The organism is Mesorhizobium sp. M0598 (assembly GCF_040320865.1).
Taxonomy (GTDB): Bacteria; Pseudomonadota; Alphaproteobacteria; order Rhizobiales; family Rhizobiaceae; genus Mesorhizobium.
Genome location: NZ_JAMYQL010000037.1, coordinates 1 through 22194, shown reverse-complemented (window position 1 = coordinate 22194; position 22194 = coordinate 1). Strand labels below are relative to the sequence as shown.

Genomic DNA, 22194 nt, shown 5'->3' with positions numbered 1-22194 from the left:
GCTCACATCGAGCCGGGGAAACTGTGACCAAATTTCACGATGGTCGCGACGTAGAATATGACGACCAGCGCCGCCAGCGCGAAACCGATTGCGGCCGAGCGATTGCGGCGGGCCTTCTGCTGACGTTCGGTCAGCGTGACCAGTTCAAGCTTCTTTTCGATCATGCTCATGCTCCACCGATGGTCAGCGCGCGCGCGACGACGCAATCGCCAAGGTAGGCGGCGAAGATGGCGAAGAGATAGAGCAGCGAATAGCCGAACAAGGCCTTGGCCGGCTTCATCGCCCGGTCGTCATCGGCCATTTGCAGCACCTTCCACGCATACCAGACGAAGCCGGCGCCGAGCAGCAATGCAACGATGCCATAGGCCGGCGTGGTGAACCCGAGAACCCAGGGCAGCACGCCAACCGGCGCGAGGACCAGCGCATAGGCAAAGATCTGGCGTCTGGTCGAGGCCTGGCCGGCGACATTCGGCATCATCGGAATGCCTGCCTTCGCATAGTCCTCCGACTTGAAGAGCGCGAGCGCCCAGAAATGTGGCGGCGTCCACAGGAAGATGACCAGGAACAGCACCAAGCTTTCGAGGCTGACCGATCCGGTTACCGCCGCCCAGCCTATGACCGGCGGAATGGCACCGGCAGCCCCGCCGATGACGATGTTCTGAGGCGTCCAGCGCTTTAGCCACATCGTATAGATGACGGCATAGAAAAAGATGGTGAAGGCCAGAAGCGACGCTGCCAACCAGTTGACCAGCACGCCGAGCGTCATCACCGACAGAACCGACAGCACCAACCCGAAACTCAATGCCTCGCCTGGCCGGATGCGGCCGGCCGGCACGGGACGGCCGGCGGTGCGCGTCATCACCGCATCGATGTCTGCGTCGTACCACATGTTGAGCGCACCGGACGCGCCGGCGCCAATGGCAATAGCCAGGATCGCGATCACCGCCAGCAGCGGATTGATGGTCACCGGGGCGGCGACCATGCCGACAAACGCAGTGAACACCACCAGCGACATGACGCGCGGCTTCAGCAGGGCGAAGAAATCGCCCGCCGTCGCTTCCGACATGCGGAAGCCCGGCTCGTCAATCAGTCTGTCTTCGGCAAGGGCCATGCGTACTTAAAGTCCATCATTCCGTTGGCCAAAACCGCCGGCCGGCCGGCGGTTCCGTATTAAGGAGGCAACCGCCTACTTGATCTTCGGCAACTGTTCCCACTGGTGGAACGGCGGCGGCGAAGGCAGCTGCCATTCCAGCGTGGTCGCACCCTCGCCCCAAGGATTGGCGCCGGCGACCCGCTTCTTCTGGAACGCCTCGAAGACGCCGAACAGGAAGATGACGACGCCGACAGCCGAGATGTACGAGCCGTAGGACGACACCATATTCCAGCCGGCGAAGGCATCCGGATAGTCGATATAGCGACGCGGCATACCGGAAAGGCCGAGGAAGTGCTGCGGGAAAAAGACCAGGTTGACGCCGACGAAAGTGACCCAGAAGTGGGTGTTGGCGATCACCGGCGAATACATGTAGCCGGTCATCTTCGGGAACCAGTAGTACCAGCCGGCGAAGATCGCGAAGACCGCGCCCAGCGACAGCACGTAGTGGAAGTGCGCGACCACGAAATAGGTGTCGTGCAGCGGGCGGTCGAGGCCGGCATTGGCCAGCTGCACACCGGTGACGCCGCCAACAGTGAACAGGAAGATGAAGCCGATCGCCCACAGCATCGGGGTCTTGAGCGAAATCGACCCGCCCCACATAGTGGCGATCCACGAGAAGATCTTCACACCCGTCGGCACCGCGATGACCATGGTGGCGAAGACGAAATAGCGCTGGGTGTCGAGCGATAGGCCCGTCGTGTACATGTGGTGGGCCCAGACGATGAAGCCCACCGCGCCGATGGCAACCATCGCATAGGCCATGCCGAGATAGCCAAACACCGGCTTCCTCGAAAAGGTCGAGATGATATGGCTGATGATACCGAAACCCGGCAGGATCAGAATGTAGACCTCCGGATGGCCGAAGAACCAGAACAGGTGCTGGAACAGGATCGGATCGCCGCCGCCGTCCGGGGCGAAGAAGGTGGTGCCGAAATTGCGGTCGGTCAAAAGCATGGTGATGCCGCCGGCCAGCACCGGCAACGACAGCAGCAGCAGGAAGGCGGTAATCAGCACCGACCAGGCGAAAAGCGGCATCTTGTGCATGGTCATGCCGGGCGCGCGCATGTTGAAGATGGTGGTGATGAAGTTGATGGCGCCAAGAATCGAGGAGGCGCCGGCGATGTGGATTGACAGGATCGCCAGATCCATGGCTGGTCCAGGCTGGCCCGATGTCGACAGCGGCGGGTAAAGCGTCCAGCCGCCGCCGACGCCGTAGGCGCCGGGCGCACTCGGGACGAAGGCCGAGAAAATCAGCAGGATAAAAGCCGGCGGCAGCAGCCAGAACGAGACGTTGTTCATGCGCGGGAAGGCCATATCCGGCGCGCCGATCATGATCGGCACCATCCAGTTGGCAAAGCCGCCGATCAGCGCCGGCATCACCATGAAGAAGATCATGATCAGCGCATGCGCGGTGGTGAAAGCATTGTACATGCTCTTGCCCCCGTCGATGGCGGCGTCGCCGTTCATGCCGTAGACCATCTGCGCCAGGCCAGTGAAGATCTGGATGCCCGGCTCCTGCAATTCCATGCGCATGACGACCGACAAGGCGCCACCGATGCAGCCCGCCATGATCGCGAAGATCAGATAAAGCGTACCGATGTCCTTGTGGTTGGTCGAATACACCCACCGGACCCAGCCATGATACGGCTTGTGGTCGTGGTCGTCGTGAGCTGCAGCGTTCGCCATGGTCGGCTCCGTTCCCTGAATCTTTTCTGGTCGCGGCATCAATTGCCGGCGGCCGCTACCTTGTTCGTGCCATCGACCTCGGCCATCAGCGCTTTGTTGGCGCCGGGAAGGTCGGTCTTGGCTGCCGCCAGCCAGGTCTTGTATTGTGCATCGGAGACGACGCGAATGGCGATCGGCATGAAGGCGTGGTCCTTGCCGCAGAGTTCCGAGCACTGGCCGTAATAGAGGCCTTCCTTGTCCGCCTTGAACCAGACCTCGTTGATGCGGCCCGGCACCGCATCGGTCTTGATGCCGAAGGACGGCATGGCAAAGGCGTGAATGACGTCGGTCGCCGTCACCAGCACCCGGGTCATGGTGTTGACCGGCACCACCATCTCATTGTCGACGGCGAGCAGGCGCGGATACGCGGCGCGATCTTCCTTGCCGGCAGCAGCCCTGTCGGCATCCTGAAGGATCGCGGAATTAAAGGAAAGCGTGTTGTCGACCTGGTATTCGTAGTCCCAGTTCCACTGATTGCCGGTCGCCTTGACGGTCAGCTTGGCTTCTTCCGGCGGCGTGTATTGCGCGGTCAGCAGCTGGAACGAGGGAATGGCGAGACAGAGCAGGATGACCACGGGACCGACAGTCCAGATGACCTCGATCAGCGTGTTGTGGCTGGTGCGCGACGGCGTCGGGTTGACGCTCGCCCGGAACCGCAAAATGCAGTAGGCAATCAGGAAAAGCACCAAGGCGGTGATCACAATGATGAACGCGAACGAGTAGTTCCCGAACCACTCGATCTGCCGCATAATGTCGGTCGCCGGAGGCTGAAAACTGGTTTCCCAAGGTTGGGGCTGGGCTGCATGAGCGGATGCAGCGGCAAACAACGTGGCGGCGGCACTAGCTACGATTTTGGCGGTTGCCAGGAATTTTCTCATCGCCCTCGTCATCTCCCAGTTCCTCGCGATCGGACCGCAAGAATGTCGAACAATGCCGGGACGGGAATCCCGGACAATTCAAGGCTGGTTCAAACCATACTCTATTTGCCTCCGCAAGAAAGGAGCGCCGGAACCCGTGCGGCATTTTTGCGCGCAAGCGCGGCTGTGGCTTCGTGCGGTGACTGCTTGCCGCGAATCACCAGAGCGGCATCCGGGTAGAATGAGCCGCGCGGCGTGGGGAGCCGTCGCAATTAGGGCGAAATTGGCACTGAAAAGCGCATTGTCGCCTGTGTCGGGGCAGATCGCCGGGGTCTCGTCCTTTACTTGGGTTTAGTGCGGCTTAAAGTGCCGTGATTCGCAATGGAGCCGTCATGAACCCTTGGCTTTCGAGAACCTTGGCGAAGGTCATCTTTGTTGCCGCCGCAATAGCCTTGTCCGGCGCCGGCCTGGCCAATGCCGCGCAGCCAAGCGGCACGGTGAAGTCGACGCATGGGGCGTGGTCGATCATCTGCGATACGCCGGCCGGTGCTACATCCGAACAATGCGTGATGATGCAGAACGTCGTCGCCGAGGACCGCCCGGAAATGGGGCTTTCCGTCGTCGTGCTGCGCACAGCCGACAACAAGGCCGAAATCCTGCGTGTGCTGGCGCCGCTCGGCGTGCTGTTGCCCAACGGCCTCGGCCTCAATGTCGACGGCAAGGATATCGGCCGCGCCTATTTCGTGCGCTGTTTCCAGGACGGCTGCTATGCCGAGGTCATCCTGGAAAAGCCGCTGCTCGACACGCTGAAGACCGGTACGTCGGCGACCTTCATCGTCTTCCAGACGCCGGAAGAGGGCATCGGCATTCCCGTCGACCTCAAGGGTTTCGCCGACGGCTTCGCCGCCCTGCCTTGAGACTGGGTCTTGTAGCACGATCCAGTGATGTTGACCGGCCGGGTCAGGGCAAATCTCATTTCAGATTGTCTGTGAGGGCCTTCGCGCCTACATCGTGGGAAACAATCCTCCTGCGAATGGACCTGCCATGAACAGCCTGATCGGCCAATTTGACATTTCCGACGATCGCATCAAGCAAATCGTTGCCGAGACTATTAACGGCGCCGACGACGGCGAACTGTTTCTCGAATATAGCGAAAGCGAATCGCTGATGTTCGACAATGGCAAGCTGAAGACCGCGAATTTCAACACCGACCAGGGTTTCGGCCTGCGCGCCGTCGCCGGCGAAGCCAGCGGCTACGCCCATTCCAGCGATCTCTCCGAAGCCTCGCTGCTGCGCGCCGCCGATGCCGTTTCGACGGTGAAGAGCGGCTATTCCGGCACGCTTGCCGCAGCGCCTGCCCGCACCAACCGCCATCTCTACGGCGACGGAAACCCTATCCCCTCACCTTCCTTCGAAGCCAAGGCCAAGCTGCTTCAGGAAATCGATGCATGGCTGCGGGCCGAGGATCCGCGCGTCAGGCAGGTGACGGCGTCGCTCGCCGCCTCCTGGCAGCATGTCGAGATCGTGCGCGCCGACGGCCAGATGGTGCGCGACATCCGTCCGCTGGTCAGGATCAACGTGTCGGTGGTGGTCGGCGACGGCGACCGCCAGGAGAGCGGCTCCTACGGCATGGGAGGCCGCAAGGATTTTGGTGAATTCCTGATCGAGGACAGCTGGCGGCACGCGGCCAAGGAGGCATTGCGGCAAGCGCTGGTCAATCTCGAAGCGGTTCCAGCACCTGCCGGCACTTTCGACATCGTGCTGTCGAGCGGCTGGCCGGGCGTCATGTTGCACGAGGCGGTCGGCCACGGGCTGGAAGGCGATTTCAACCGCAAGAAGACGTCGGCCTTCGCCGGCCTGCTTGGCCAGCAGGTGGCAGCGAAAGGCGTCACCGTCGTTGATGACGGCACCCTGCCCGAGCGGCGTGGCTCGCTTACCGTCGACGATGAGGGCACGCCATCGGCCCATAACGTGCTGATCGACGATGGCAAGCTGGTCGGCTACATGCAGGACCGCCAGAACGCCCGGTTGATGGGCATGAAAGCCACGGGCAACGGACGACGCCAAGGTTACGCGCACGAGCCTATGCCGCGCATGACCAACACCTACATGACAGCAGGCGACATGGAGCCGGACGAGATCATCGCCTCGGTCAAGAACGGCATCTATGCCGTGTCGTTCGGTGGCGGCCAGGTCGACATCACTTCGGGCAAGTTCGTGTTCGGCTGCACCGAAGCCTACATGATCGAGAACGGCAAGGTGACGCAACCGATCAAGGGCGCCATGCTGATCGGCAACGGGCCGGATGCCATGCATCGTGTGGCGATGATCGGCAACGACATTAAGCTCGACACCGGCATCGGCATGTGCGGCAAGGCCGGACAGGGCGTGCCGGTCGGCGTCGGCCAGCCGCATCTCAGGATGAACCAGATGACAGTCGGCGGCACCAGGGTTTGATGGAGTTGATGTCGAATTATCGCCGCTCCGGAACAACCAATCCCCGCCGCCCACTGCCTTGTCATCGCTTTAAGTAGGAGTAGCTTGCGCCTTGAATTTGCCGAGAGCTTCGACTATCTTACATTCGTCTTACACCTAAGGACGTGCCGAGATGGCTGCCGCAGAGAAGCTCGTAACTACGGTCTCGACCAAGGGACAGGTCATCCTGCCCAGCGCGATCCGGAAACGGAGGGAATGGCATGCCGGCACACGCCTTCTGGTCGAGGATACCCCGGAGGGCGTGCTACTGAAGCCTGCGCCAGTCTTCGCCGAGACGCGGCCAGAGGACGTGTTTGGATCGCTGCGCTATAGCGGCAGGCCGAAGACGTTGGAAGAAATGGACGCGGGCGTGCTCGCCGAAGCGCGGCGGCGCCATGCTCGCAATTGATACCAACCTGATCGTCCGCTACCTGACGGGCGATCACCCGTCGCAGTCTTCCCGCGCCCGGGCGCTGATCGATAGCCAGCCGGTCTTTGTCGCCGTCACGGTGATGCTGGAAGTCGAATGGGTGTTGCGCAGCGCCTACGGTTTTGCGCCTCTTGAAATCGCCCGTACGCTACGGGTGTTTAGCGGGCTTCCCACGGTAGAGGTGGAAGACGGGGCGGTCGTGTCGTCCGCGCTCGACCTCTCGGAACAGGGGTTGGATTTCGCTGATGCGCTGCATCTGGGCAAGTCCGCTCACTGCGCTGGCTTCGCGACTTTTGACCGCAAGTTCGTCAGGGCCGCGAAGGCGGCCGGATACGAACGCGTGCAAGAAGCATAGCAGCTCACAGCGGCCCAGCGCGGCACAAAAGCGCGCCACAGGGTCAGCCTGGTTTCAGGCATAGATGCCGGAGCGGACCGCCTCCAGATAGGCAAGCACCTTGTCCGTCTTGCCTTCGCGAACCAGATCGTAGGCGGTCTTTCCGGCCCAACCGGGGATCGGCTGATGCTTGAACCAGATCGCCGCACGATGTTCATCACCGGCCATCTCGCCGGCCATCGCCAGGATACGGACGATGGGACTCAATGCGGCGTCGACCATGCGCGCACCGGGCTTGGCGGCAAGCGTGTTGCGCGCGAGACCGGTCAGCCGCGCCAGTTCTGTCATATTGACCCCTAGCAGTTCAGCGACCCGCCTTGGCGAGAGAAACGGCGCCCGCTCCTCGCCGAAGCGCGATGCCGAAATTCGAAGGCTGCGGTGCTCATGGCAATTTCCTGGCACAGTTTGAACGACGTGCGCTAAAAATGTGCTTTTTTGGTGCGCGTTTCAGGCCCTGGCTGCTAGCGCCTTCGTCTCGGCTTCTCCAACAGCGCCACGGCCTCGACATGCGGCGACCACAGGAACTGGTCGATCGGCGTCACGCTCTTCAGGGCGTAGCCGCCGTCCATGAGGATGCGTAGGTCCCGCGCCAGCGTTACCGGATTGCAAGACACCGCGGCGACGAGCGGCACGTCGGAGCGCGCGATCTGCTTCGACTGGTCCTCGGCGCCGGCGCGAGGCGGGTCGAAGACAACGCCGTCAAAGGCATTCAACTCCTTGAATGTCAGCGGCCTCCGGAACAGGTCGCGACGTTCGCCGGTCACCCGCTTCAGGCCGCTGGCGAAACGGAATGCCCGGTCGAGCGCCGCGAGTGCTGCCGCATCGCCTTCCACCGCATGAACCTCCGATCTTGCGGCCAGGCGCAGCGCGAAGCTGCCGCAGCCGGCGAAGAGATCGGCGACCTTTTTGGCGCGCGCGAAATGCTGGCCGACAATGTTGGCCATCGCCTGTTCGGCAGCCTCGGTCGCCTGCAGGAAAGCGCCCGGAGGCACTGCGACGGCGACGCCGCCAAACAGGACGACCGGTTTCTTTGGTTCGATAATGACCTCGCCGTCGACCGACAGTCTGGCTAGCCCCTCGGCGATGACGAAGTTGGAGGCGACGCGGCGCTGGTTCTCGCCGAGCTTGCCGGAATCGTGAACCGCGACATCGAGGCCGGAACCGGTCACCGTCACCGCCATGTGGAACGATTTGGTCGTGGTGCAGATCAGTCCGGCAAGCATCCTCAAACGGTCGAGCGCAGCGACGATCTGCGGCAGCGAGATCGGGCATTCCTCGATCGAGATGATCTCGGATGACAGCGCGCGAACGAAGCCGAACTGCATTCCCACCTCGCTCCGCCGGGCGGTGAAGACGACACGGCGGCGCGTGTGCGGCGCGCACGGCACCAGCGCCCCGAGATCGCAAGCGATGCCCTTGCTCTTCAGCGCATGCACGACCTTTTCGCGCTTCCACCGGTGATAGGCTTCAGTCTCGAGATGCTGGACGGCGCAGCCGCCGCACGCGCCGAAATGCCGGCACGGCGGATCGACCCGCAACGGCGAAGCCTGAAGGACCGACATCAAGGTGGCGCGATCTTTCTCCCGCGCGGCGGTGACGACCTCTCCCGGCAGCGCGAACGGAATGAAAACCTCGCCGGTTTCCGTCTCGGCGATGCCGTCGCCCTGCGAGCCCAACCTTGCGATCGTGAAACGGGTGCTCATCGCTTCTGGGTCTCGACGTCCTTGATGCCGCCGAGCAGGAACTCGCGGTTGCCGTCGCCGCCCTCTATCGGTGACAGATAAAGCCCCAGCGAGCGCCAGCCGGGAATGGCATCGAGCCAGTCCTGCATCAGGCCGGCAATGCGCGCCGCATCATAGGGGTCCTTCAGCAGGCCGCCCTTGCCGATCGCCTCGCGGCCGGCCTCGAATTGCGGCTTGACCAGAAACACAGCTTTTGCGCCATTCCTGGCCAAGGCAAGCGCCGGCGGCAGCGCCAGTTTCAGCGATATGAAGCTGACATCCGAGACGATGAAATCCGGCACACGGCCGCCGAGATCGGCGGCCGACAGTTCGCGCGCATTCAGGCCTTCAATTACCGTCACGCGCGGATCGCCGGCGATGTTGGAGTGCATCTGGCCGTGCCCCACATCGATCGCCGTGACATGCGCCGCGCCGCGTTCGAGCAGCACCTGCGTGAAGCCGCCGGTCGAGGCGCCGACATCGAGCGCTTCGCTGCCGGTGGGGTCGAGGGCGAAATGGTCGAGACCAGCGTTCAGCTTCAGTGCAGCGCGCGACACGTAACCTTGCGCCGGATCGTCAACGACGATGTTGCACTCAGGCAGAACGGCCTGGCCCGGCTTGAGGGCGACGATGCCATCGACCGTCACGGTGCCGCGCTCGACCGCGTCGCGGGCACGCGAGCGGCTGGCAAACAGGCCGCGCTGGACGAGCAATTCGTCGAGCCGCTGGCGTATGCTGGCTGGCGGAAGGGAAGTCATCGGCCTTCATGGCGAAAGCCAACGATGATGGCAAGGAGATTGCGATCAGACAAGGCATAGTTGGAAAGGCGGTGAACGCATCAAGCCACTGCGCTGTTTGTCGAACCTCGCACGAGACCCGAAGCAATGCTAAGAAAGAGATGCCGTTTAGCCGTCGAAACGTGGAGGAGGAACATGCTGACGGGAACCTGCCACTGCGGGGCAGCCCACTGGACCCTGGAGGGCGATCCCGGTTCGATCACTGCCTGCAGTTGCACACTTTGCCGTCGCTACGGCACGCTCTGGGCTTACGACTATGTCGACGAACGCATCCGCCTTGCCGGGCCCGTAAGCGCCTATCGGCGCGTCGGAAAGGCTCATCCTTCGCTTGAGATTCTCTTCTGCCCAACCTGCGCTTGCGTCCTGGCCTGGCGCGGTTTGCATCCCGATGCGGCTGGGCGCTACCGCGTCGCCGTCAATGTGAGGCTTGCGCCGCCCGAGGCCGTCGCCGATCTCCCGATCGACCATTTCGATGGTCTCGATACATTCGAGGATTTGCCGAGAGATGGTCGCTGTGTGCGGGACATGTGGTTCTAGTTTCTAGAGTCTCTTCGGGATCGTGCGTTAGAATATGGTCCGCGAAGCCCGCCGTTCGACGGCCGGCGTCAGACCGTCGCTGCTGTCGCCGGACACCTGCGTGCGCGGCCGGTCAGCGGAACTGGACGCCTTCGGCAAGGTATCTGGCACGACGACGAATTGCGGCGCCTGCTTGTAGGAAAAGCCGCCACGGATTTCGCCGATCTTGCCGGCGACGATGCCCATCACCGCCTTTTCGAGTTTGGGGTCGTAGCGCGTTTCGGCTGTAGCCGACAAGACGAAGATGGCCGCAAGCGCGATGCCGCCCAAAAGCGATCTCATTGGTCTTCTTTCCGCTGCCTGGTTGCCTTCTAGCAGGGCGGCGTTGAAAAACGGCCAAAGGACACGGTAAGCAGATCACCAAACGGCAGCGTAAACAGCATCTTACGACCGTCCGCCGGCAATTTTATTCAAGCAGTTGAGAATTTGATTCAGACTGGCATCTTGCAGCCAAGTTGAATCGCGTCGGCGTCGCGGGAATGCGTCTAAAAGCTAGGCGCGCTGGGCCTGCGCGGTATGCCCCAGCGCCACGAACACGGTGCGCACGATGCCGGCGCTGTCCAGCCCGGCATCGGCATACATCTTTTCCGGCTTGGCATGGTCGACAAATGTGTCGGGCAGCACCAGCGGGCGCACCTTCAAGCCGCTCTCCAGCAGCCCTTCATGGGCCAGGAACTGCAGCACATGGCTGGCGAAGCCGCCGACCGCGCCCTCTTCCACCGTCACCAGTATCTCGTGTGAACGGGCCAGCCGCCGGATCAGGTCCTCGTCGAGCGGCTTGGCAAAACGGGCATCGGCGACCGTGGTCGAAAGCCCGGCCGCGCCAAGCTCCTCGGCTGCGGCCAGGCAATCCTGCAGCCTGGTGCCGAAGGAAAGCAGCGCAACCTTAGTGCCTTCCCTGACGATCCGGCCCTTGCCGATCTCCAATACCGAGCCACGTTGCGGCATCTCGACGCCAACGCCGTTGCCGCGCGGGTAGCGGAACGCGATCGGGCCGTCATCGTAGCTTGCGGCGGTGCGTACCATGTGGCGCAGCTCGGCCTCATCGGCCGCGGCCATGACGACGAAACCGGGCAGCGTCGCCAGGAAGGTCGTGTCGAAGGCGCCGCAATGGGTGGCACCATCGGCGCCGACGAAGCCGGCGCGGTCGATCGGAAAGCGCACCGGCAAATTCTGGATCGCCACGTCGTGGACGACCTGATCGTAGGCGCGCTGCAGGAAGGTCGAGTAGATCGCCGCGAAAGGCTTGAAGCCTTCCGTGGCAAGGCCGGCGGCGAAGGTCACCGCATGTTGCTCGGCGATGCCGACATCGAAGGTCCTCGCCGGAAACGCTTCGCCGAACAGATCAAGCCCGGTGCCGTTCGGCATGGCGGCGGTGATAGCGACGATGCGGTCGTCCTCTCGGGCCTCCTGGATCAGGCTTTCGGCAAACACCTTGGTGTAGCTCGGCGCATTGGCGGGCGCCTTGGCCTGGGCGCCAGTGATGACGTCGAATTTGTTGACGCCATGATATTTGTCGGCCGCCGCCTCGGCCGGGGCGTAGCCCTTGCCCTTCTGGGTCACGACATGGATCAGCACCGGGCCGTCGGCATTGTCGCGGACGTTCTTCAGCACCGGGATCAGGTGCTCGAGGTTGTGACCGTCGATCGGGCCGATGTGGTAGAACCCCATTTCCTCGAACAACGTGCCGCCGGTGACGTAACCGCGCGCATGCTCGACCGCTCGCTTGATGGCGCGATCGGCGCGCTCGCCGAGATACGACGTCAGCTTCTTGCCGAAATCGCGCAAGCCCAGATAGGTCTTGCCCGACGCCAGACGGGCCAGATAGGCGCTCATTGCGCCGGTCGGCGGAGCGATCGACATATCGTTGTCGTTCAAGATGACGATCAGCCGGGCATCGAGTGCGCCGGCATTGTTCATCGCCTCATAGGCCATGCCGGCCGACATGGCGCCGTCGCCGATGACGGCAATGACATTGTTGCGGCCATCGGACAGATCGCGCGCCATCGCCATGCCGAGGCCGGCTGAAATCGAGGTCGAGGAGTGGGCTGCGCCGAACGGATCGTATTCGCTCTCGACGCGACGCGTGAAGCCGGACAGGCCGCCCTCCTGGCGCAGCGTGCGGATGCGATCGCGGCGGCCGGTCAGGATCTTGTGCGGATAGGCCTGGTGGCCGACGTCCCAGATCAGCCGGTCGTCCGGCGTGTTGAAGACGTAGTGCAGCGCGACGGTCAACTCGACCACGCCAAGGCCGGCGCCGAGATGGCCGCCGGTGTGGGAAACGACGTCGATCAGTTCGGCGCGAAGCTCTGACGCCAGCTGCGGCAGGTCGCCTTCGGCAAGCGTGCGCAAATCGGCTGGGACGCGGACCTTGTCGAGAAGCGGCGTATCGGGCTTTGCGTTCACTGTTTGCGAGCCTGGTCAGATTTTCTGTTCATCGTGAAATATGCCGCTGGCCGGCGAATGTAAATGTGGCGGTAACGCGCATCAGCTTTCGGGCAGCGGGATGAACTCTTGCTCGTCTCCAGGAACGATATCGAAGCGGCCCGTCTTCCATTCTTCTTTCGCCTGCTCGATGCGTTCCTTTGAGGACGATACGAAATTCCACCAGATATAACGTTTCGAACCGAGCGAAGCGCCGCCAAAAAGCATGAAATGGGCGCCGCGTTCCGATGAGACAACGATCTCATCGCCGGGCCGGAAAACCAGCAGCCGCTCGGCCGGGAAGCGGTCACCGGATATCGAAACCTGGCCTTCCAGCGTATAGATGGCGCGCTCCTCGGCATCGGCCGGGATTTTCACGCTGGCACCCGGCGCCAGCCTGAGATCGGCATAAAGCGTGTCCGAAGCGGTGGCGACCGGGGAGCGCAGTCCGGAAAACGCACCGATGATCACACGGCCGCTAACCCCCTCCGCATCGATTTCGGGCAGGCGCAGGGCCGGGGTGTTCTCGAAGACCGGCGCGACTTCTTCCTTGCCGTCCGGCAGCGCCAGCCATGTCTGCAGGCCGGAAACCGACATCGGCGCGCCGCGGAGTTCTTCCGGCGTCCGCTCCGAATGGACGATGCCACGGCCGGCGGTCATCAAATTCACGTCCCCGGGCTGGATTACCATCTCGGTGCCGAGCGAATCGCGGTGCCTGATCTTGCCATCGAACAGGTAAGTCACCGTAGACAGGCCGATATGTGGGTGCGGACGCACGTCCAGCGCCTGGCCCGCTCGCAGAACGGCTGGACCCATGCGGTCGAAGAAGATGAAGGGTCCGACCAGCCGGCGCCTGGCCGTCGGCAAGGCGCGGCGAACCTGAAATCCGCCAATATCTTTGGCGTTCGGAATGACCATCAGTTCGATCTGATCGCTGGCGAAGGCATCGCCCATCTGCGGATCGTTTCCGGGAAAGAAGCTCACGCGGTCCCCTCAGGCGAAGCGAAGTGCAGATTTGGCCTTCGCCTTGGCCGCCACCTCTTCGCGATTGCGCGGGTGCTGCGTCGTCTCGAGGCTGTCGAGCAATTCGCGCGCCGAGGCGGCAATGGCCTCGACGGCATGGTCGAACGCATGCTGGTTCTGTTTCGACGGCCGCGTCGTTCCGCTCAGCTTGCGGACGAACTGAAGCGCGGCATCGCGGACCTCGTCATTGGTTGCCGGCGGGTCGAAATTGAACAGGGTTTTGATGTTTCTGCACATCGTTCGCAATCTCCTCTCGTCCTGGAGCCGTTTCAAACGGGATGAGTTTTACCCTCAATCGTGATGATGTCCAAAGCCGGTAAGCAAAATTGTCGTTCGAGGCCGCGCCTCAATCCGCGTCCAACGGCTCTGTCCCCACCGGCTTGCCGTCACGCGACAGCCTGATTTTCTCGACCTTGTCCTCGGCCGCCTTCAGCAGCCGGTCGCAATGCGCCTTCAGCGCCTCGCCGCGCTCGTAGATGCGGATCGACTGGTCGAGCGGAACGTCGCCGCGCTCCAGATCGTCGACGATCCTCTCCAGCGCCTCGAGCGCCTGCTCGAAGCTCATCGCCTTGACATCCTCGTTAGTCTCACCAGCCATCATCTATCCCTTCATCAGCCGCCCGACATGGGCGGCGACTGAAAATGCCAGTCCCTGCAGATCGTAGCCGCCCTCGAGCACGCTGACGAGCCGGTTGCGGCTACGGCGACCGGCTCGTTCGAGCAACTGGCCGGTCGCCCAGTCGAAATCATCCTCGGTCAAGTTGATCTCGGCCAGCGGATCGCGGTGGTGGGCGTCGAAACCGGCGGAGATGATGATGAGATCGGGCGCAAAATTGTCGAGCGCCGGCAGGATGCGCGACAGAAAGGCGTCGCGGAAACTGTCGCTGCCGCTCTGCGGCGCCAGCGGCGCGTTGACGATGTTGCCGGCGCCGGTTTCGCTCACGGCCCCGGTTCCCGGGTAAAGCGGCATCTGGTGTGTCGAGCAATAGAGCACCGACGGATCGTCCCAGAAAATGTCCTGCGTGCCGTTGCCGTGATGCACATCCCAGTCGACGACGGCGACGCGGTCGGCGCCATGATTCTTCTGCGCGTAGCGTGCGGCGATCGCCGCGGTGTTGAACAGGCAAAAGCCCATGGAGGTGGTCTTTTCGGCATGATGGCCGGGCGGCCGCGCGGCGACGAAGACGTTGTCGGCACGGCCGGTGAAGACGTCGTCGACAGCGGCGTTGGCAGCGCCGATCGCGGTCACGGCCGCCTGCCAGCTCTTTGGGCTGGCGGTGGTGTCGGCGTCGATACGGGCGATGCCGGTGTCCGGAATCGCTGCGCGGACACGTTCGACGAATTCGGGCGGATGCGCGTAGAGGATGGTTGCCTCGTCGCCTTCGGGCGCCTGGACGCGATCGAGCGCCGCGAAGGCCTCGTCGTCAAGCACACGCTCTATGGCGCGCAAACGGTCCGGCCGCTCCGGATGACCGGGCGGGGTTATGTGCTCGAGGAAAATCGGGTGGGTGTAAAGTCTCGTGACCATGCCCCGATATAGGCGCGCCTCGCCGCTTTGGCCATGTTTTCGCGCGCTGGTGACGCGATGTTCAACAGGGTTTAGGCAACCGAGGTTCGGCCGAGCCCGGCGCGAGCTGCCTGGGATCGACGAAAGAATGACCTCAGGCCGGTGATCGGTCAGCCTCGGGCTGCATCGCCGACGGTCGGTCAGGCTGAGGCAGCTTGCCGGTGCGATTGAGCAGCCCTTCCAGAAGAACCTTGAACGCCTTCACTGCCTTCTTCGACGTCGCTTCGGGATCGTTCGAATTTGCGATCCACTGCGCCGCATGCAACGAGGCGCCGCTGACCAGCCTTGCCGCGGCTTCGGGATCGACGGCGAGAATTGTCCCCTCGTCGCTCAGTCTTTGCAGGCTCTCTGTCATCGAGCGGATGCATGTGCTCTGGCTTGGCCATTGCGATGGATCGCCGAGCACCGCCGGCCCGTCACGAAGCACGATACGCTGGATCTCCGGCTCCAGCGCCATCTCGATATAGGCGGTGCATTCGTCGACAAAGCCCTGCCAGAGATTGTCCGGCTTGGCCGAAACGACCTTCAGCCGGGCCGACATTTCGGCATCTATCTCGGCGATGACCGCCTGGAGAAGGCCCTTCTTGTCGCCGAAGTGATGATAGAGCGCACCGCGCGTCAGCCCGGCCGATGCCGTGAAATCGTCCATCGAGGCTTCGGCATAGCCGAGCGTACCGAAGGCGTGGCGTGCCGCGGCAATCAGCTTGGCGCGGGTTTCGGCAATCATCTCCTTGCGTGGTCTATGCATGCTCTGGCCCTATTAACATACGTCTCGTATGCCAATTGACATACGCCGCGTATGATCTATTTAAACTCATACGCCACGTATGTAATCGCCGAACCGGCCGTTGTCGAGGAACCAGACCATGCAAAATCCCTATTCCCAGATCTTTCGCGCGCCGGGCGCCAAGGGCTTTGCCGCCGCCGGCTTCGTTGCCCGGCTGCCGATGGCCATGGCTCCGATCGGGATCGTCGCGATGCTGTCGCAGACCGATGGCGAATACTGGCTGGCCGGTGCCGTCTCCGCGACATATGCGCTGGCCAACGCTTTCGTCGCCCCGCAGGTATCGCGACTGGTGGACCGCCTCGGCCAGACGCGGATTGTGGTGCCGACCACCATCATTTCCACGCTCGCTTTCGCGATCCTGACTGCAGCGGCCAATCAGCATTGGCCGATATGGACGCTATTCGTCTCGGCGCTGCTCGCCGCCGTCATGCCCAGCATACCGGCAATGGTGCGCGCACGCTGGACCGAGATTTTTCGCAACCGCCCCGAGTTGAACACGGCGTTCGCCTTCGAGTCGGCGGCGGACGAACTGGTCTACATCGCCGGCGCATCGCTGTCGGTCGGACTGAGTGTCGCGCTTTTCCCGGAAGCGGGAGTGCTCGCGAGCACATTGTTCCTCGCCTTCGGTTCGACGGCCTTCATCCTGCAGCGCTCGACCGAACCGCGAGCCCGACCGGTGGAACATGGTTCAGGCGGCTCGGCAATCCGCCTGCGGCCGGTCCAGATCATCACCTTGGCCCTGATCTTCATCGGCGCGACCTTTGCCACCACGGAGGTGAGCACCGTGGCGATCACCAAGGAGCTTGCCCAGCCGGGCGCCGCCAGCTTCGTCATCGGCGTCTACGCGCTCGGATCGTTCGTCGTCAGCATCATCATCGGCGCCCTGAACCTGAAAGTGCCGCTGCAGATTCAGCTTGCCATCGCAATCGCCATCATTGCGCTTACCACGCTGCCGCTGCTCGTCGCCGACACCGTGCCGCTGCTGGCACTGGCCGTCTTTGTCAGCGGCGTGGCAATCTCGCCGACCTTCATCACGGCATTCGGCCTGATCGAGCGGCGCGTGCCCGAGGCGGTGCTGACCGAGGGCGTGACCTGGGTGATGACCGGCATCGGCATCGGCATGGCGCTCGGCTCGTTCGCCGCCGGCTGGGTGGTGGACGCTTTCGGCGCGCAGAACGGGTTCTGGGTATCGGTGGCATCGGGCACAATCGCGCTGGTCATCGTGCTCGCCGGCCAGCGCAGCCTTGCCGCGCCGGGCTGCGACATGGCTGCATGCGACGCAGCCGCGGTCGCTGCAGAATAGTTTCCGGTGCGTCCGGCCCGCGCCGGGCCGGACGCATACCAGCACCGTGAGAATGGCCTAAAGAATCTCGGTCTTGGCGATGTGGATGCCAAAACCTTCGAGGCCGACATAATGGCGCTCGCGCGAGGCGATCAGATTAATCGAGGAAATGCCGAGATCCTTGAGGATTTGCGCGCCGAGGCCGATCTCGCGCCATTCGTTCTCGCGCCGGCGCGCCTCTTCATGATCCTCGCGGTCGCCGGCAGCCGGGCGCTTGCGTTCCTGATGGGCGACGCCGACCGAGCCTTCGCGCAGATAGACGATGACGCCGCGCTGGCGCTCGCCCATCGCCTTCATGATGGCGTCCAGCCGGTGGCTGGTGCCGAAGACGTCGCTGACCACATCTTCAGAATGAAGGCGCACCGGCACCTCGACGCCGTCGCGGATATCGCCAAAGACGACCGCCACGTGATGCATGGAATCCCAGGGCAGCGTGTAGGTGAAGACCTGTGCCTTGCCGCCGGGCGTCTCGATGTCGGAACAGGCGACGCGCTCGACCAGCGTTTCCTTGCGTTGCCGGTAGCCGATAAGGTCGGCAACCGAGATCTGCTTCAACCCGTGCTTTTCGGCGAAAGCCTGCACCTGCGGGCCACGCATAACGGTGCCGTCATCATTGACCAGCTCGGAAATGACGCCGACCGGCGGCAGGCCGGCGAGCTTGCAGAGGTCGACAGCGGCTTCGGTATGGCCCGAACGCATCAGCACGCCGCCTTCACGCGCGATCAGCGGAAAGATGTGGCCGGGGCGGACGAAATCGGACGCGCCGACATTGCCGTTGGCGAGATTGCGCACCGTCAGCGTGCGGTCGTCCGCCGAAATGCCGGTCGTGGTGCCGTGCTTGAAGTCGACGCTGACGGTAAAGGCAGTGGTGTGGGCGGAATCATTGTCGGCCACCATCGGCGACAGGTTGAGCCGCTTTGCTTCCTCGCGCGGCATCGGCGTGCAGACGATGCCCGACGTGTTGCGAACGATGAACGCCATCTTTTCCGGCGTGCAATGGACGGCGGCGACGATCAGGTCGCCCTCGTTCTCGCGGCCGTCATCGTCCATAACGACGACGATCTCGCCGCGCTCGAAGGCGCGCAGGGCTTCAACGATCTTCTTCTGGTCGTAAGGCATAAGTGCTCGCTCGCTCGCAGGGAATAGGGGAGTAGGGCAGTACGGGAGTAGGGGAAAGGAAAAAATGCTGTCGTGGGAGTTGCGTAACCTACTCCCCTACTCCCCTACTCCCCTACTCCCCTACCTGTCTGTCCCCGATGACGCAGATAATGATCGGCAATGGCGCAGGCAACCATCGCCTCGCCGATCGGTACGGCGCGGATGCCGACGCATGGATCGTGGCGGCCCTTGGTCATGATCTCGACGTCGTTGCCGTCCTTGTCGATCGACTTTCGCGGCGTCAGGATCGACGAGGTCGGCTTGACGGCGAAACGCGCGACGATCGCCTGGCCGGTCGAGATGCCGCCGAGGATGCCGCCGGCATTGTTGGATAGGAAGACCGGCTTGCCGTCATTGCCCATGCGCATCTCATCGGCATTCTCCTCGCCAGTGATGCGGGCGGCCTCGAAACCGTTGCCGATCTCGACGCCCTTGACGGCGTTGATCGACATCAGGCCGGCGGCGATGTCCTGGTCGAGCTTGGCATAGATCGGCGCGCCAAGCCCCGCCGGAACGCCGTCGGCGACGATCTCGATGACCGCACCGACCGAGGAGCCCGCCTTGCGGATGCCGTCCAGATATTTGGTGAAGACGGCGACGGACGCCGGATCAGGCGTGAAGAACGGGTTTTCAGCGTCGCCGACGAAATTCCAGTTCCAATTGGCGCGATCGATCGATTTATCGCCCATCGACACCAGCGCGCCGCGCACCACCATGCCGGGCACGACCTTGCGGGCAAGCGCTCCGGCCGCCACCCGCGCCGCCGTCTCACGCGCCGAGGAGCGGCCGCCGCCGCGGTAATCGCGCAGGCCGTATTTGACCTCGTAAGTGTAATCGGCATGGCCCGGCCGGAACTGACGGGCGATGTCGCCATAATCCTTGGAGCGCTGGTCGACATTCTCGATCAGCATCGACACCGGCGTGCCGGTGGTGATCATCGTCTCGCCGTCCTCATCGAGAATGAAGCCGGACAGGACCTTGACCTCGTCAGGTTCGCGACGCTGCGTCACAAAACGTGACTGGCCCGGGCGGCGCTTGTCGAGTTCGGCCTGGATCTCGTCGCGAGTGAAGCGGATGCCGGGCGGACAGCCGTCGACGACGCAGCCCAGCGCCGGCCCATGGCTTTCGCCCCAGGTGGTGACGCGGAAAAGATGGCCGAACGTGTTGTGCGACATGGAACCAGCCCTGCCGGCGTCGGAGCCGGCTCAGCGCATGACCCCGAAAATCGGAGCGATTTTCGGAAAGGATCATGCACAAAATCAAAAGTGCTACAGCGCCCCTTGCGCGTCCAGGAGGACGCGCGGCGCTGTCGCCTGCCTTCTATTGGCGTTTTCCACAGTGGTCAAACTGTGATCCCGCGGATTTAGTTTTGACACATTCGATTGGTTTCTGCTCAGTTCCGTTCCGTTGGACCGAGCCGCTGTACCGGCAATGATTAAAGAGGACGATGATGCGTATCCTGATTGGCGCTGTTGCCGCCACGCTGTTGATTTCCACCGCCGCCTTCGCCGGCCAGACCGAAGGCCTGATCAAGAAGGTCGACAAGGATGCGCTGACGCTGACGCTGGACGACGGCAAGTCCTACAAGCTGAACGCCGAAACCGACCTCGATGCGCTGAAGCCAGGCATGGACATCGTCCTCGCCTACGACGTTACGAATGGCGAGAACGTCGTCACCGACATGGAACTGCCGGACACCGGATCGACCGAGTAGGACGCGTCGATATTCAGCTGATGCCGGCCCGACCTGATCTCAACATACGCTAGGTCATCGGTCTCAGAGCCACTCCAGGCGCCGGCCGTCCAGTCTGAGCACGCGATCCTGCGGCACTTCCATGCTGACCGCATCTTGTTCGGACATCCCAAGTACCAAGCGGAACATTACGCGCATGATGCCACCATGGGTTACGCAGACCGTCTGGCGATCGAGCGCGTCGAACCACGGCTTCACCCGTTCGAGCAACATCTGGTAGCTTTCGGCGCCCTCGCCGGGCGGCTGGAAATTCCATTTATCGAGGCGGCGTTGCCTGGTCGAACCGGGATTGTTCGCCTCGAGTTCGGCAAAGGTGAAACCCTGCCAGTCGCCAAAGCTCAATTCTACGAGTAGCGGCTCGGTACGATAGGTGTGCGGATCGAGCTTCATCGCCGCGCGCAGGCGCTCCATCGTCTCGCACGTGCGCCGCATCGGGCTGGCGACAAAGTCGAAATCTTGGGGCTTGTCGATGAGTTCGGCCAGCCTGCGCCCGTTGCGGCTAGCCTGCTCGCGGCCAAGCTCGTTGAGGTCGGTATCGGCCTGCCCCTGCAGCCGGGCCTCGGCGTTCCACGACGTCTGGCCGTGGCGCACGATATAGACGAGCGGGTACATCAGGTCTTCCGGAAGAGGTCAGGCGGTGGCGTCAGTCCTTGACCGTCGAAATATCCGGCGCGTCGACCGCCTTCATGCCGACGACATGATAGCCGGAATCGACATGATGGATCTCGCCGGTGACGCCGCGCGAAAGGTCGGACAGGAAATAGACGCCGGAATCGCCGACCTCCTCCTGCGTGACCGTCTGCTTCAACGGCGAATTGTATTCGTTCCACTTCAGGATATAGCGGAAATCGCCGATGCCGGATGCGGCAAGCGTCTTGATCGGGCCGGCGGAGATCGCGTTGACACGGATCTTCTTGGCGCCGAGATCGACGGCCAGATAGCGCACGCTGGCTTCGAGTGCCGCCTTGGCAACACCCATGACGTTATAGTGCGGCATCACCTTTTCCGCGCCGTAATAGGTCAGCGTCAGCAGCGACCCACCATCGGTCATCAGCACCTCGGCACGTTTGGCGATGGTGGTGAAGGAATAGACCGAAATATCCATGGTACGCAGGAAATTGTCGCGCGTCGTCTCGACATAGCGGCCGGTCAGCTCGTCCTTGTCGGAAAACGCGATGGCGTGGACGAGGAAATCGAGCTTGCCCCAATGGCTGGCGATATCGGCGAACACCGCATCGAGGCTGGCCGGGTCGGTCACATCGCAATGGCCGGCGACATGCGCGCCCAGTTCCGCGGCAAGCGGCTCGACGCGTTTCTTGAACGCCTCGCCCTGATAGGTCAGCGCGATCTCGGCGCCGTGATCGACACAGGCCTTGGCGATGCCGTAAGCGATCGAGCGATTGTTGGCGATGCCAAGGATAAGGCCGCGCTTGCCGGCCATAAGGCCCCGTCCACCCGCCATGTCAGCGCTCTCCGCAAGGTTGTCTGCTTTGTGGAGTGCCTATCGCACAGCCACAGTGCCCCTTCAAGCGTTCAAAGCGGACAGTTCGGGGGACAAAGCGGTTGCTCAACAGCGCCGCGCGTCCTTTGGACGTGCAAAGGACGCTGGAGCGCTTTGACCTTGCGGTCGTGGGCCAGTGGAAAAATCCGACACTGGTATCGGTGTGGCACGGCGGAAGATGACCCTTTGGCGGAAGTTCGTTGGCCAGTGGCCGAAGTCACGCTCATGACCCCGAGCCGACTTCCATACTTTGGGCCGTGGACGACCGCTTTGCGGTGCATAATGGTCGTTTAGCAAACCGATGCCGCATCCTAAAAACGGACAATCCGAACAAACAGGCCGAGGCGGCACATTTGCGCCATTGAACGAACCCGCTCGCGGGAGGGGCGCGGGGTTTGAGGCGTGAGGTTCGTTGGCAGCGTCGGTGAGGCTTTAATCGATCAGGGGTGACGGACGGCCATCGGCCTCCGAGCATGAAGTGTCAACCTTCAGCTTGAGAGGAGCATCCGAT

Annotated in this window: 25 protein-coding genes; 7 read left to right on the top strand and 18 right to left on the bottom strand. The window is 62.8% G+C overall.

Translation table 11 applies throughout. The features are described from left to right. Positions 1–2: 2 nt before the first annotated feature. From NKI59_RS29600 to coxB, 4 genes are all read right to left on the bottom strand, one after another. A complete protein-coding gene (locus tag NKI59_RS29600; protein ID WP_502894815.1) occupies positions 3–170 on the bottom strand; it encodes a cytochrome c oxidase system small membrane protein in 168 nt (55 codons plus the stop codon). Next, complete coding sequence (locus NKI59_RS29595; protein ID WP_352622966.1) at positions 167–1111, bottom strand: heme o synthase; 945 nt, start codon at positions 1109–1111, stop codon at positions 167–169. The genes NKI59_RS29600 and NKI59_RS29595 overlap by 4 nt, the downstream gene beginning before the upstream one ends. Positions 1112–1186: 75 nt before the next feature. After that, the gene (ctaD, locus tag NKI59_RS29590; protein WP_352622967.1) at positions 1187–2839 is read right to left on the bottom strand and encodes a cytochrome c oxidase subunit I; all 1653 of its coding nucleotides are present in this window, start codon (positions 2837–2839) and stop codon (positions 1187–1189) included. Positions 2840–2877: 38 nt separating this feature from the next. Further along, positions 2878–3768, bottom strand: coding sequence for a cytochrome c oxidase subunit II (coxB, locus tag NKI59_RS29585; protein ID WP_352622968.1), 891 nt, complete (start codon positions 3766–3768; stop codon positions 2878–2880). 359 nt (positions 3769–4127) lie between these two features. On the opposite strand from coxB, the gene NKI59_RS29580 reads away from it, so the two are divergent. From NKI59_RS29580 to NKI59_RS29565, 4 genes are all read left to right on the top strand, one after another. After that, a complete protein-coding gene (locus tag NKI59_RS29580; protein WP_023674131.1) occupies positions 4128–4652 on the top strand; it encodes an invasion associated locus B family protein in 525 nt (174 codons plus the stop codon). A 127-nt stretch (positions 4653–4779) separates the two neighbouring features. After that, entirely contained in the window at positions 4780–6192 is a 1413-nt protein-coding gene (tldD, locus tag NKI59_RS29575; protein WP_352708207.1) for a metalloprotease TldD, read from the top strand. 151 nt (positions 6193–6343) lie between these two features. Beyond that, positions 6344–6619 (top strand): AbrB/MazE/SpoVT family DNA-binding domain-containing protein, encoded by a 276-nt coding sequence (locus tag NKI59_RS29570; RefSeq protein WP_023674129.1) that lies wholly within the window; start codon positions 6344–6346, stop codon positions 6617–6619. Then, positions 6606–6995, top strand: a complete 390-nt coding sequence (locus NKI59_RS29565; RefSeq protein ID WP_023674128.1) for a type II toxin-antitoxin system VapC family toxin — start codon at positions 6606–6608, stop codon at positions 6993–6995. The genes NKI59_RS29570 and NKI59_RS29565 overlap by 14 nt, the downstream gene beginning before the upstream one ends. Before the next feature lie 54 nt (positions 6996–7049). Here the strand turns inward: NKI59_RS29565 and NKI59_RS29560 are convergent, their stop codons facing one another. From NKI59_RS29560 to NKI59_RS29550, 3 genes are read right to left on the bottom strand one after another with little or no spacing between them, the layout of a single operon-like run. Then, positions 7050–7436: an antitoxin Xre/MbcA/ParS toxin-binding domain-containing protein gene (locus tag NKI59_RS29560; RefSeq protein ID WP_352708205.1), complete on the bottom strand. Its 387-nt coding sequence runs from the start codon at positions 7434–7436 to the stop codon at positions 7050–7052. A gap of 59 nt (positions 7437–7495) precedes the next feature. Continuing rightward, a complete protein-coding gene (locus NKI59_RS29555; protein ID WP_352708203.1) occupies positions 7496–8737 on the bottom strand; it encodes a class I SAM-dependent RNA methyltransferase in 1242 nt (413 codons plus the stop codon). Beyond that, positions 8734–9513, bottom strand: coding sequence for a TlyA family RNA methyltransferase (locus NKI59_RS29550; protein WP_352708201.1), 780 nt, complete (start codon positions 9511–9513; stop codon positions 8734–8736). Before NKI59_RS29550 ends, NKI59_RS29555 begins: the two co-directional genes overlap by 4 nt. Before the next feature lie 174 nt (positions 9514–9687). Here NKI59_RS29550 and NKI59_RS29545 point away from each other — a divergent pair, with 174 nt between their 5' ends. Beyond that, positions 9688–10089 (top strand): GFA family protein, encoded by a 402-nt coding sequence (locus tag NKI59_RS29545; protein ID WP_352622973.1) that lies wholly within the window; start codon positions 9688–9690, stop codon positions 10087–10089. A 27-nt stretch (positions 10090–10116) separates the two neighbouring features. Here the strand turns inward: NKI59_RS29545 and NKI59_RS29540 are convergent, their stop codons facing one another. From NKI59_RS29540 to NKI59_RS29510, 7 genes are all read right to left on the bottom strand, one after another. Further along, positions 10117–10410: a hypothetical protein gene (locus NKI59_RS29540; RefSeq protein WP_352708199.1), complete on the bottom strand. Its 294-nt coding sequence runs from the start codon at positions 10408–10410 to the stop codon at positions 10117–10119. A gap of 210 nt (positions 10411–10620) precedes the next feature. Beyond that, entirely contained in the window at positions 10621–12534 is a 1914-nt protein-coding gene (gene dxs / locus NKI59_RS29535; protein ID WP_352593344.1) for a 1-deoxy-D-xylulose-5-phosphate synthase, read from the bottom strand. Positions 12535–12615: 81 nt separating this feature from the next. Next, positions 12616–13536, bottom strand: a complete 921-nt coding sequence (locus NKI59_RS29530; protein ID WP_352593341.1) for a pirin family protein — start codon at positions 13534–13536, stop codon at positions 12616–12618. Positions 13537–13545: 9 nt separating this feature from the next. Beyond that, complete coding sequence (locus NKI59_RS29525) at positions 13546–13812, bottom strand: DUF2277 domain-containing protein (protein WP_023716908.1); 267 nt, start codon at positions 13810–13812, stop codon at positions 13546–13548. A 109-nt stretch (positions 13813–13921) separates the two neighbouring features. After that, positions 13922–14173 (bottom strand): exodeoxyribonuclease VII small subunit, encoded by a 252-nt coding sequence (locus NKI59_RS29520; protein ID WP_031211056.1) that lies wholly within the window; start codon positions 14171–14173, stop codon positions 13922–13924. A 3-nt stretch (positions 14174–14176) separates the two neighbouring features. Beyond that, positions 14177–15103, bottom strand: coding sequence for a histone deacetylase family protein (locus NKI59_RS29515; protein WP_352578618.1), 927 nt, complete (start codon positions 15101–15103; stop codon positions 14177–14179). 133 nt (positions 15104–15236) lie between these two features. Beyond that, positions 15237–15890, bottom strand: coding sequence for a TetR/AcrR family transcriptional regulator (locus NKI59_RS29510; protein ID WP_352708198.1), 654 nt, complete (start codon positions 15888–15890; stop codon positions 15237–15239). 118 nt (positions 15891–16008) lie between these two features. On the opposite strand from NKI59_RS29510, the gene NKI59_RS29505 reads away from it, so the two are divergent. Continuing rightward, positions 16009–17232: an MFS transporter gene (locus NKI59_RS29505; RefSeq protein ID WP_352708197.1), complete on the top strand. Its 1224-nt coding sequence runs from the start codon at positions 16009–16011 to the stop codon at positions 17230–17232. Positions 17233–17289: 57 nt separating this feature from the next. On the opposite strand, the gene ribB is transcribed toward NKI59_RS29505, so the two are convergent. Both ribB and aroC read right to left on the bottom strand, forming a co-directional pair. After that, on the bottom strand, positions 17290–18390 hold the full coding sequence (gene ribB, locus NKI59_RS29500) for a 3,4-dihydroxy-2-butanone-4-phosphate synthase (protein WP_352449900.1): 1101 nt from the start codon (positions 18388–18390) through the stop codon (positions 17290–17292). Between the two features lie 104 nt (positions 18391–18494). Then, positions 18495–19604: a chorismate synthase gene (gene aroC, locus NKI59_RS29495; protein WP_352708195.1), complete on the bottom strand. Its 1110-nt coding sequence runs from the start codon at positions 19602–19604 to the stop codon at positions 18495–18497. A gap of 275 nt (positions 19605–19879) precedes the next feature. On the opposite strand from aroC, the gene NKI59_RS29490 reads away from it, so the two are divergent. After that, the gene (locus tag NKI59_RS29490; RefSeq protein WP_023716902.1) at positions 19880–20143 is read left to right on the top strand and encodes a DUF1344 domain-containing protein; all 264 of its coding nucleotides are present in this window, start codon (positions 19880–19882) and stop codon (positions 20141–20143) included. Between the two features lie 63 nt (positions 20144–20206). On the opposite strand, the gene NKI59_RS29485 is transcribed toward NKI59_RS29490, so the two are convergent. Together NKI59_RS29485 and fabI are read right to left on the bottom strand one after the other, a co-directional pair. After that, positions 20207–20794: a histidine phosphatase family protein gene (locus NKI59_RS29485; protein WP_352708193.1), complete on the bottom strand. Its 588-nt coding sequence runs from the start codon at positions 20792–20794 to the stop codon at positions 20207–20209. Between the two features lie 31 nt (positions 20795–20825). Further along, entirely contained in the window at positions 20826–21644 is an 819-nt protein-coding gene (gene fabI / locus NKI59_RS29480; RefSeq protein ID WP_352708192.1) for an enoyl-ACP reductase FabI, read from the bottom strand. Positions 21645–22194 lie beyond the last annotated feature (550 nt).

What these genes read in the sequence shown, in the direction of transcription:
- aroC (WP_352708195.1), bottom strand. Translation starts at nt 19,604, where the DNA reads ATGTCGCACAACACGTTCGGCCATCTTTTCCGCGTCACCACCTGGGGC.
- ctaD (WP_352622967.1), bottom strand. Translation starts at nt 2,839, where the DNA reads ATGGCGAACGCTGCAGCTCACGACGACCACGACCACAAGCCGTATCAT.
- NKI59_RS29550 (WP_352708201.1), bottom strand. Translation starts at nt 9,513, where the DNA reads ATGACTTCCCTTCCGCCAGCCAGCATACGCCAGCGGCTCGACGAATTG.
- NKI59_RS29600 (WP_502894815.1), bottom strand. Translation starts at nt 170, where the DNA reads ATGAGCATGATCGAAAAGAAGCTTGAACTGGTCACGCTGACCGAACGT.
- NKI59_RS29540 (WP_352708199.1), bottom strand. Translation starts at nt 10,410, where the DNA reads ATGAGATCGCTTTTGGGCGGCATCGCGCTTGCGGCCATCTTCGTCTTG.
- NKI59_RS29595 (WP_352622966.1), bottom strand. Translation starts at nt 1,111, where the DNA reads ATGGCCCTTGCCGAAGACAGACTGATTGACGAGCCGGGCTTCCGCATG.
- NKI59_RS29565 (WP_023674128.1), top strand. Translation starts at nt 6,606, where the DNA reads ATGCTCGCAATTGATACCAACCTGATCGTCCGCTACCTGACGGGCGAT.
- NKI59_RS29490 (WP_023716902.1), top strand. Translation starts at nt 19,880, where the DNA reads ATGCGTATCCTGATTGGCGCTGTTGCCGCCACGCTGTTGATTTCCACC.
- NKI59_RS29555 (WP_352708203.1), bottom strand. Translation starts at nt 8,737, where the DNA reads ATGAGCACCCGTTTCACGATCGCAAGGTTGGGCTCGCAGGGCGACGGC.
- NKI59_RS29545 (WP_352622973.1), top strand. Translation starts at nt 9,688, where the DNA reads ATGCTGACGGGAACCTGCCACTGCGGGGCAGCCCACTGGACCCTGGAG.
- NKI59_RS29570 (WP_023674129.1), top strand. Translation starts at nt 6,344, where the DNA reads ATGGCTGCCGCAGAGAAGCTCGTAACTACGGTCTCGACCAAGGGACAG.
- fabI (WP_352708192.1), bottom strand. Translation starts at nt 21,644, where the DNA reads ATGGCGGGTGGACGGGGCCTTATGGCCGGCAAGCGCGGCCTTATCCTT.
- NKI59_RS29505 (WP_352708197.1), top strand. Translation starts at nt 16,009, where the DNA reads ATGCAAAATCCCTATTCCCAGATCTTTCGCGCGCCGGGCGCCAAGGGC.
- NKI59_RS29485 (WP_352708193.1), bottom strand. Translation starts at nt 20,794, where the DNA reads ATGTACCCGCTCGTCTATATCGTGCGCCACGGCCAGACGTCGTGGAAC.
- NKI59_RS29515 (WP_352578618.1), bottom strand. Translation starts at nt 15,103, where the DNA reads ATGGTCACGAGACTTTACACCCACCCGATTTTCCTCGAGCACATAACC.
- ribB (WP_352449900.1), bottom strand. Translation starts at nt 18,390, where the DNA reads ATGCCTTACGACCAGAAGAAGATCGTTGAAGCCCTGCGCGCCTTCGAG.
- tldD (WP_352708207.1), top strand. Translation starts at nt 4,780, where the DNA reads ATGAACAGCCTGATCGGCCAATTTGACATTTCCGACGATCGCATCAAG.
- NKI59_RS29520 (WP_031211056.1), bottom strand. Translation starts at nt 14,173, where the DNA reads ATGGCTGGTGAGACTAACGAGGATGTCAAGGCGATGAGCTTCGAGCAG.
- NKI59_RS29580 (WP_023674131.1), top strand. Translation starts at nt 4,128, where the DNA reads ATGAACCCTTGGCTTTCGAGAACCTTGGCGAAGGTCATCTTTGTTGCC.
- NKI59_RS29510 (WP_352708198.1), bottom strand. Translation starts at nt 15,890, where the DNA reads ATGCATAGACCACGCAAGGAGATGATTGCCGAAACCCGCGCCAAGCTG.
- coxB (WP_352622968.1), bottom strand. Translation starts at nt 3,768, where the DNA reads ATGACGAGGGCGATGAGAAAATTCCTGGCAACCGCCAAAATCGTAGCT.
- NKI59_RS29525 (WP_023716908.1), bottom strand. Translation starts at nt 13,812, where the DNA reads ATGTGCAGAAACATCAAAACCCTGTTCAATTTCGACCCGCCGGCAACC.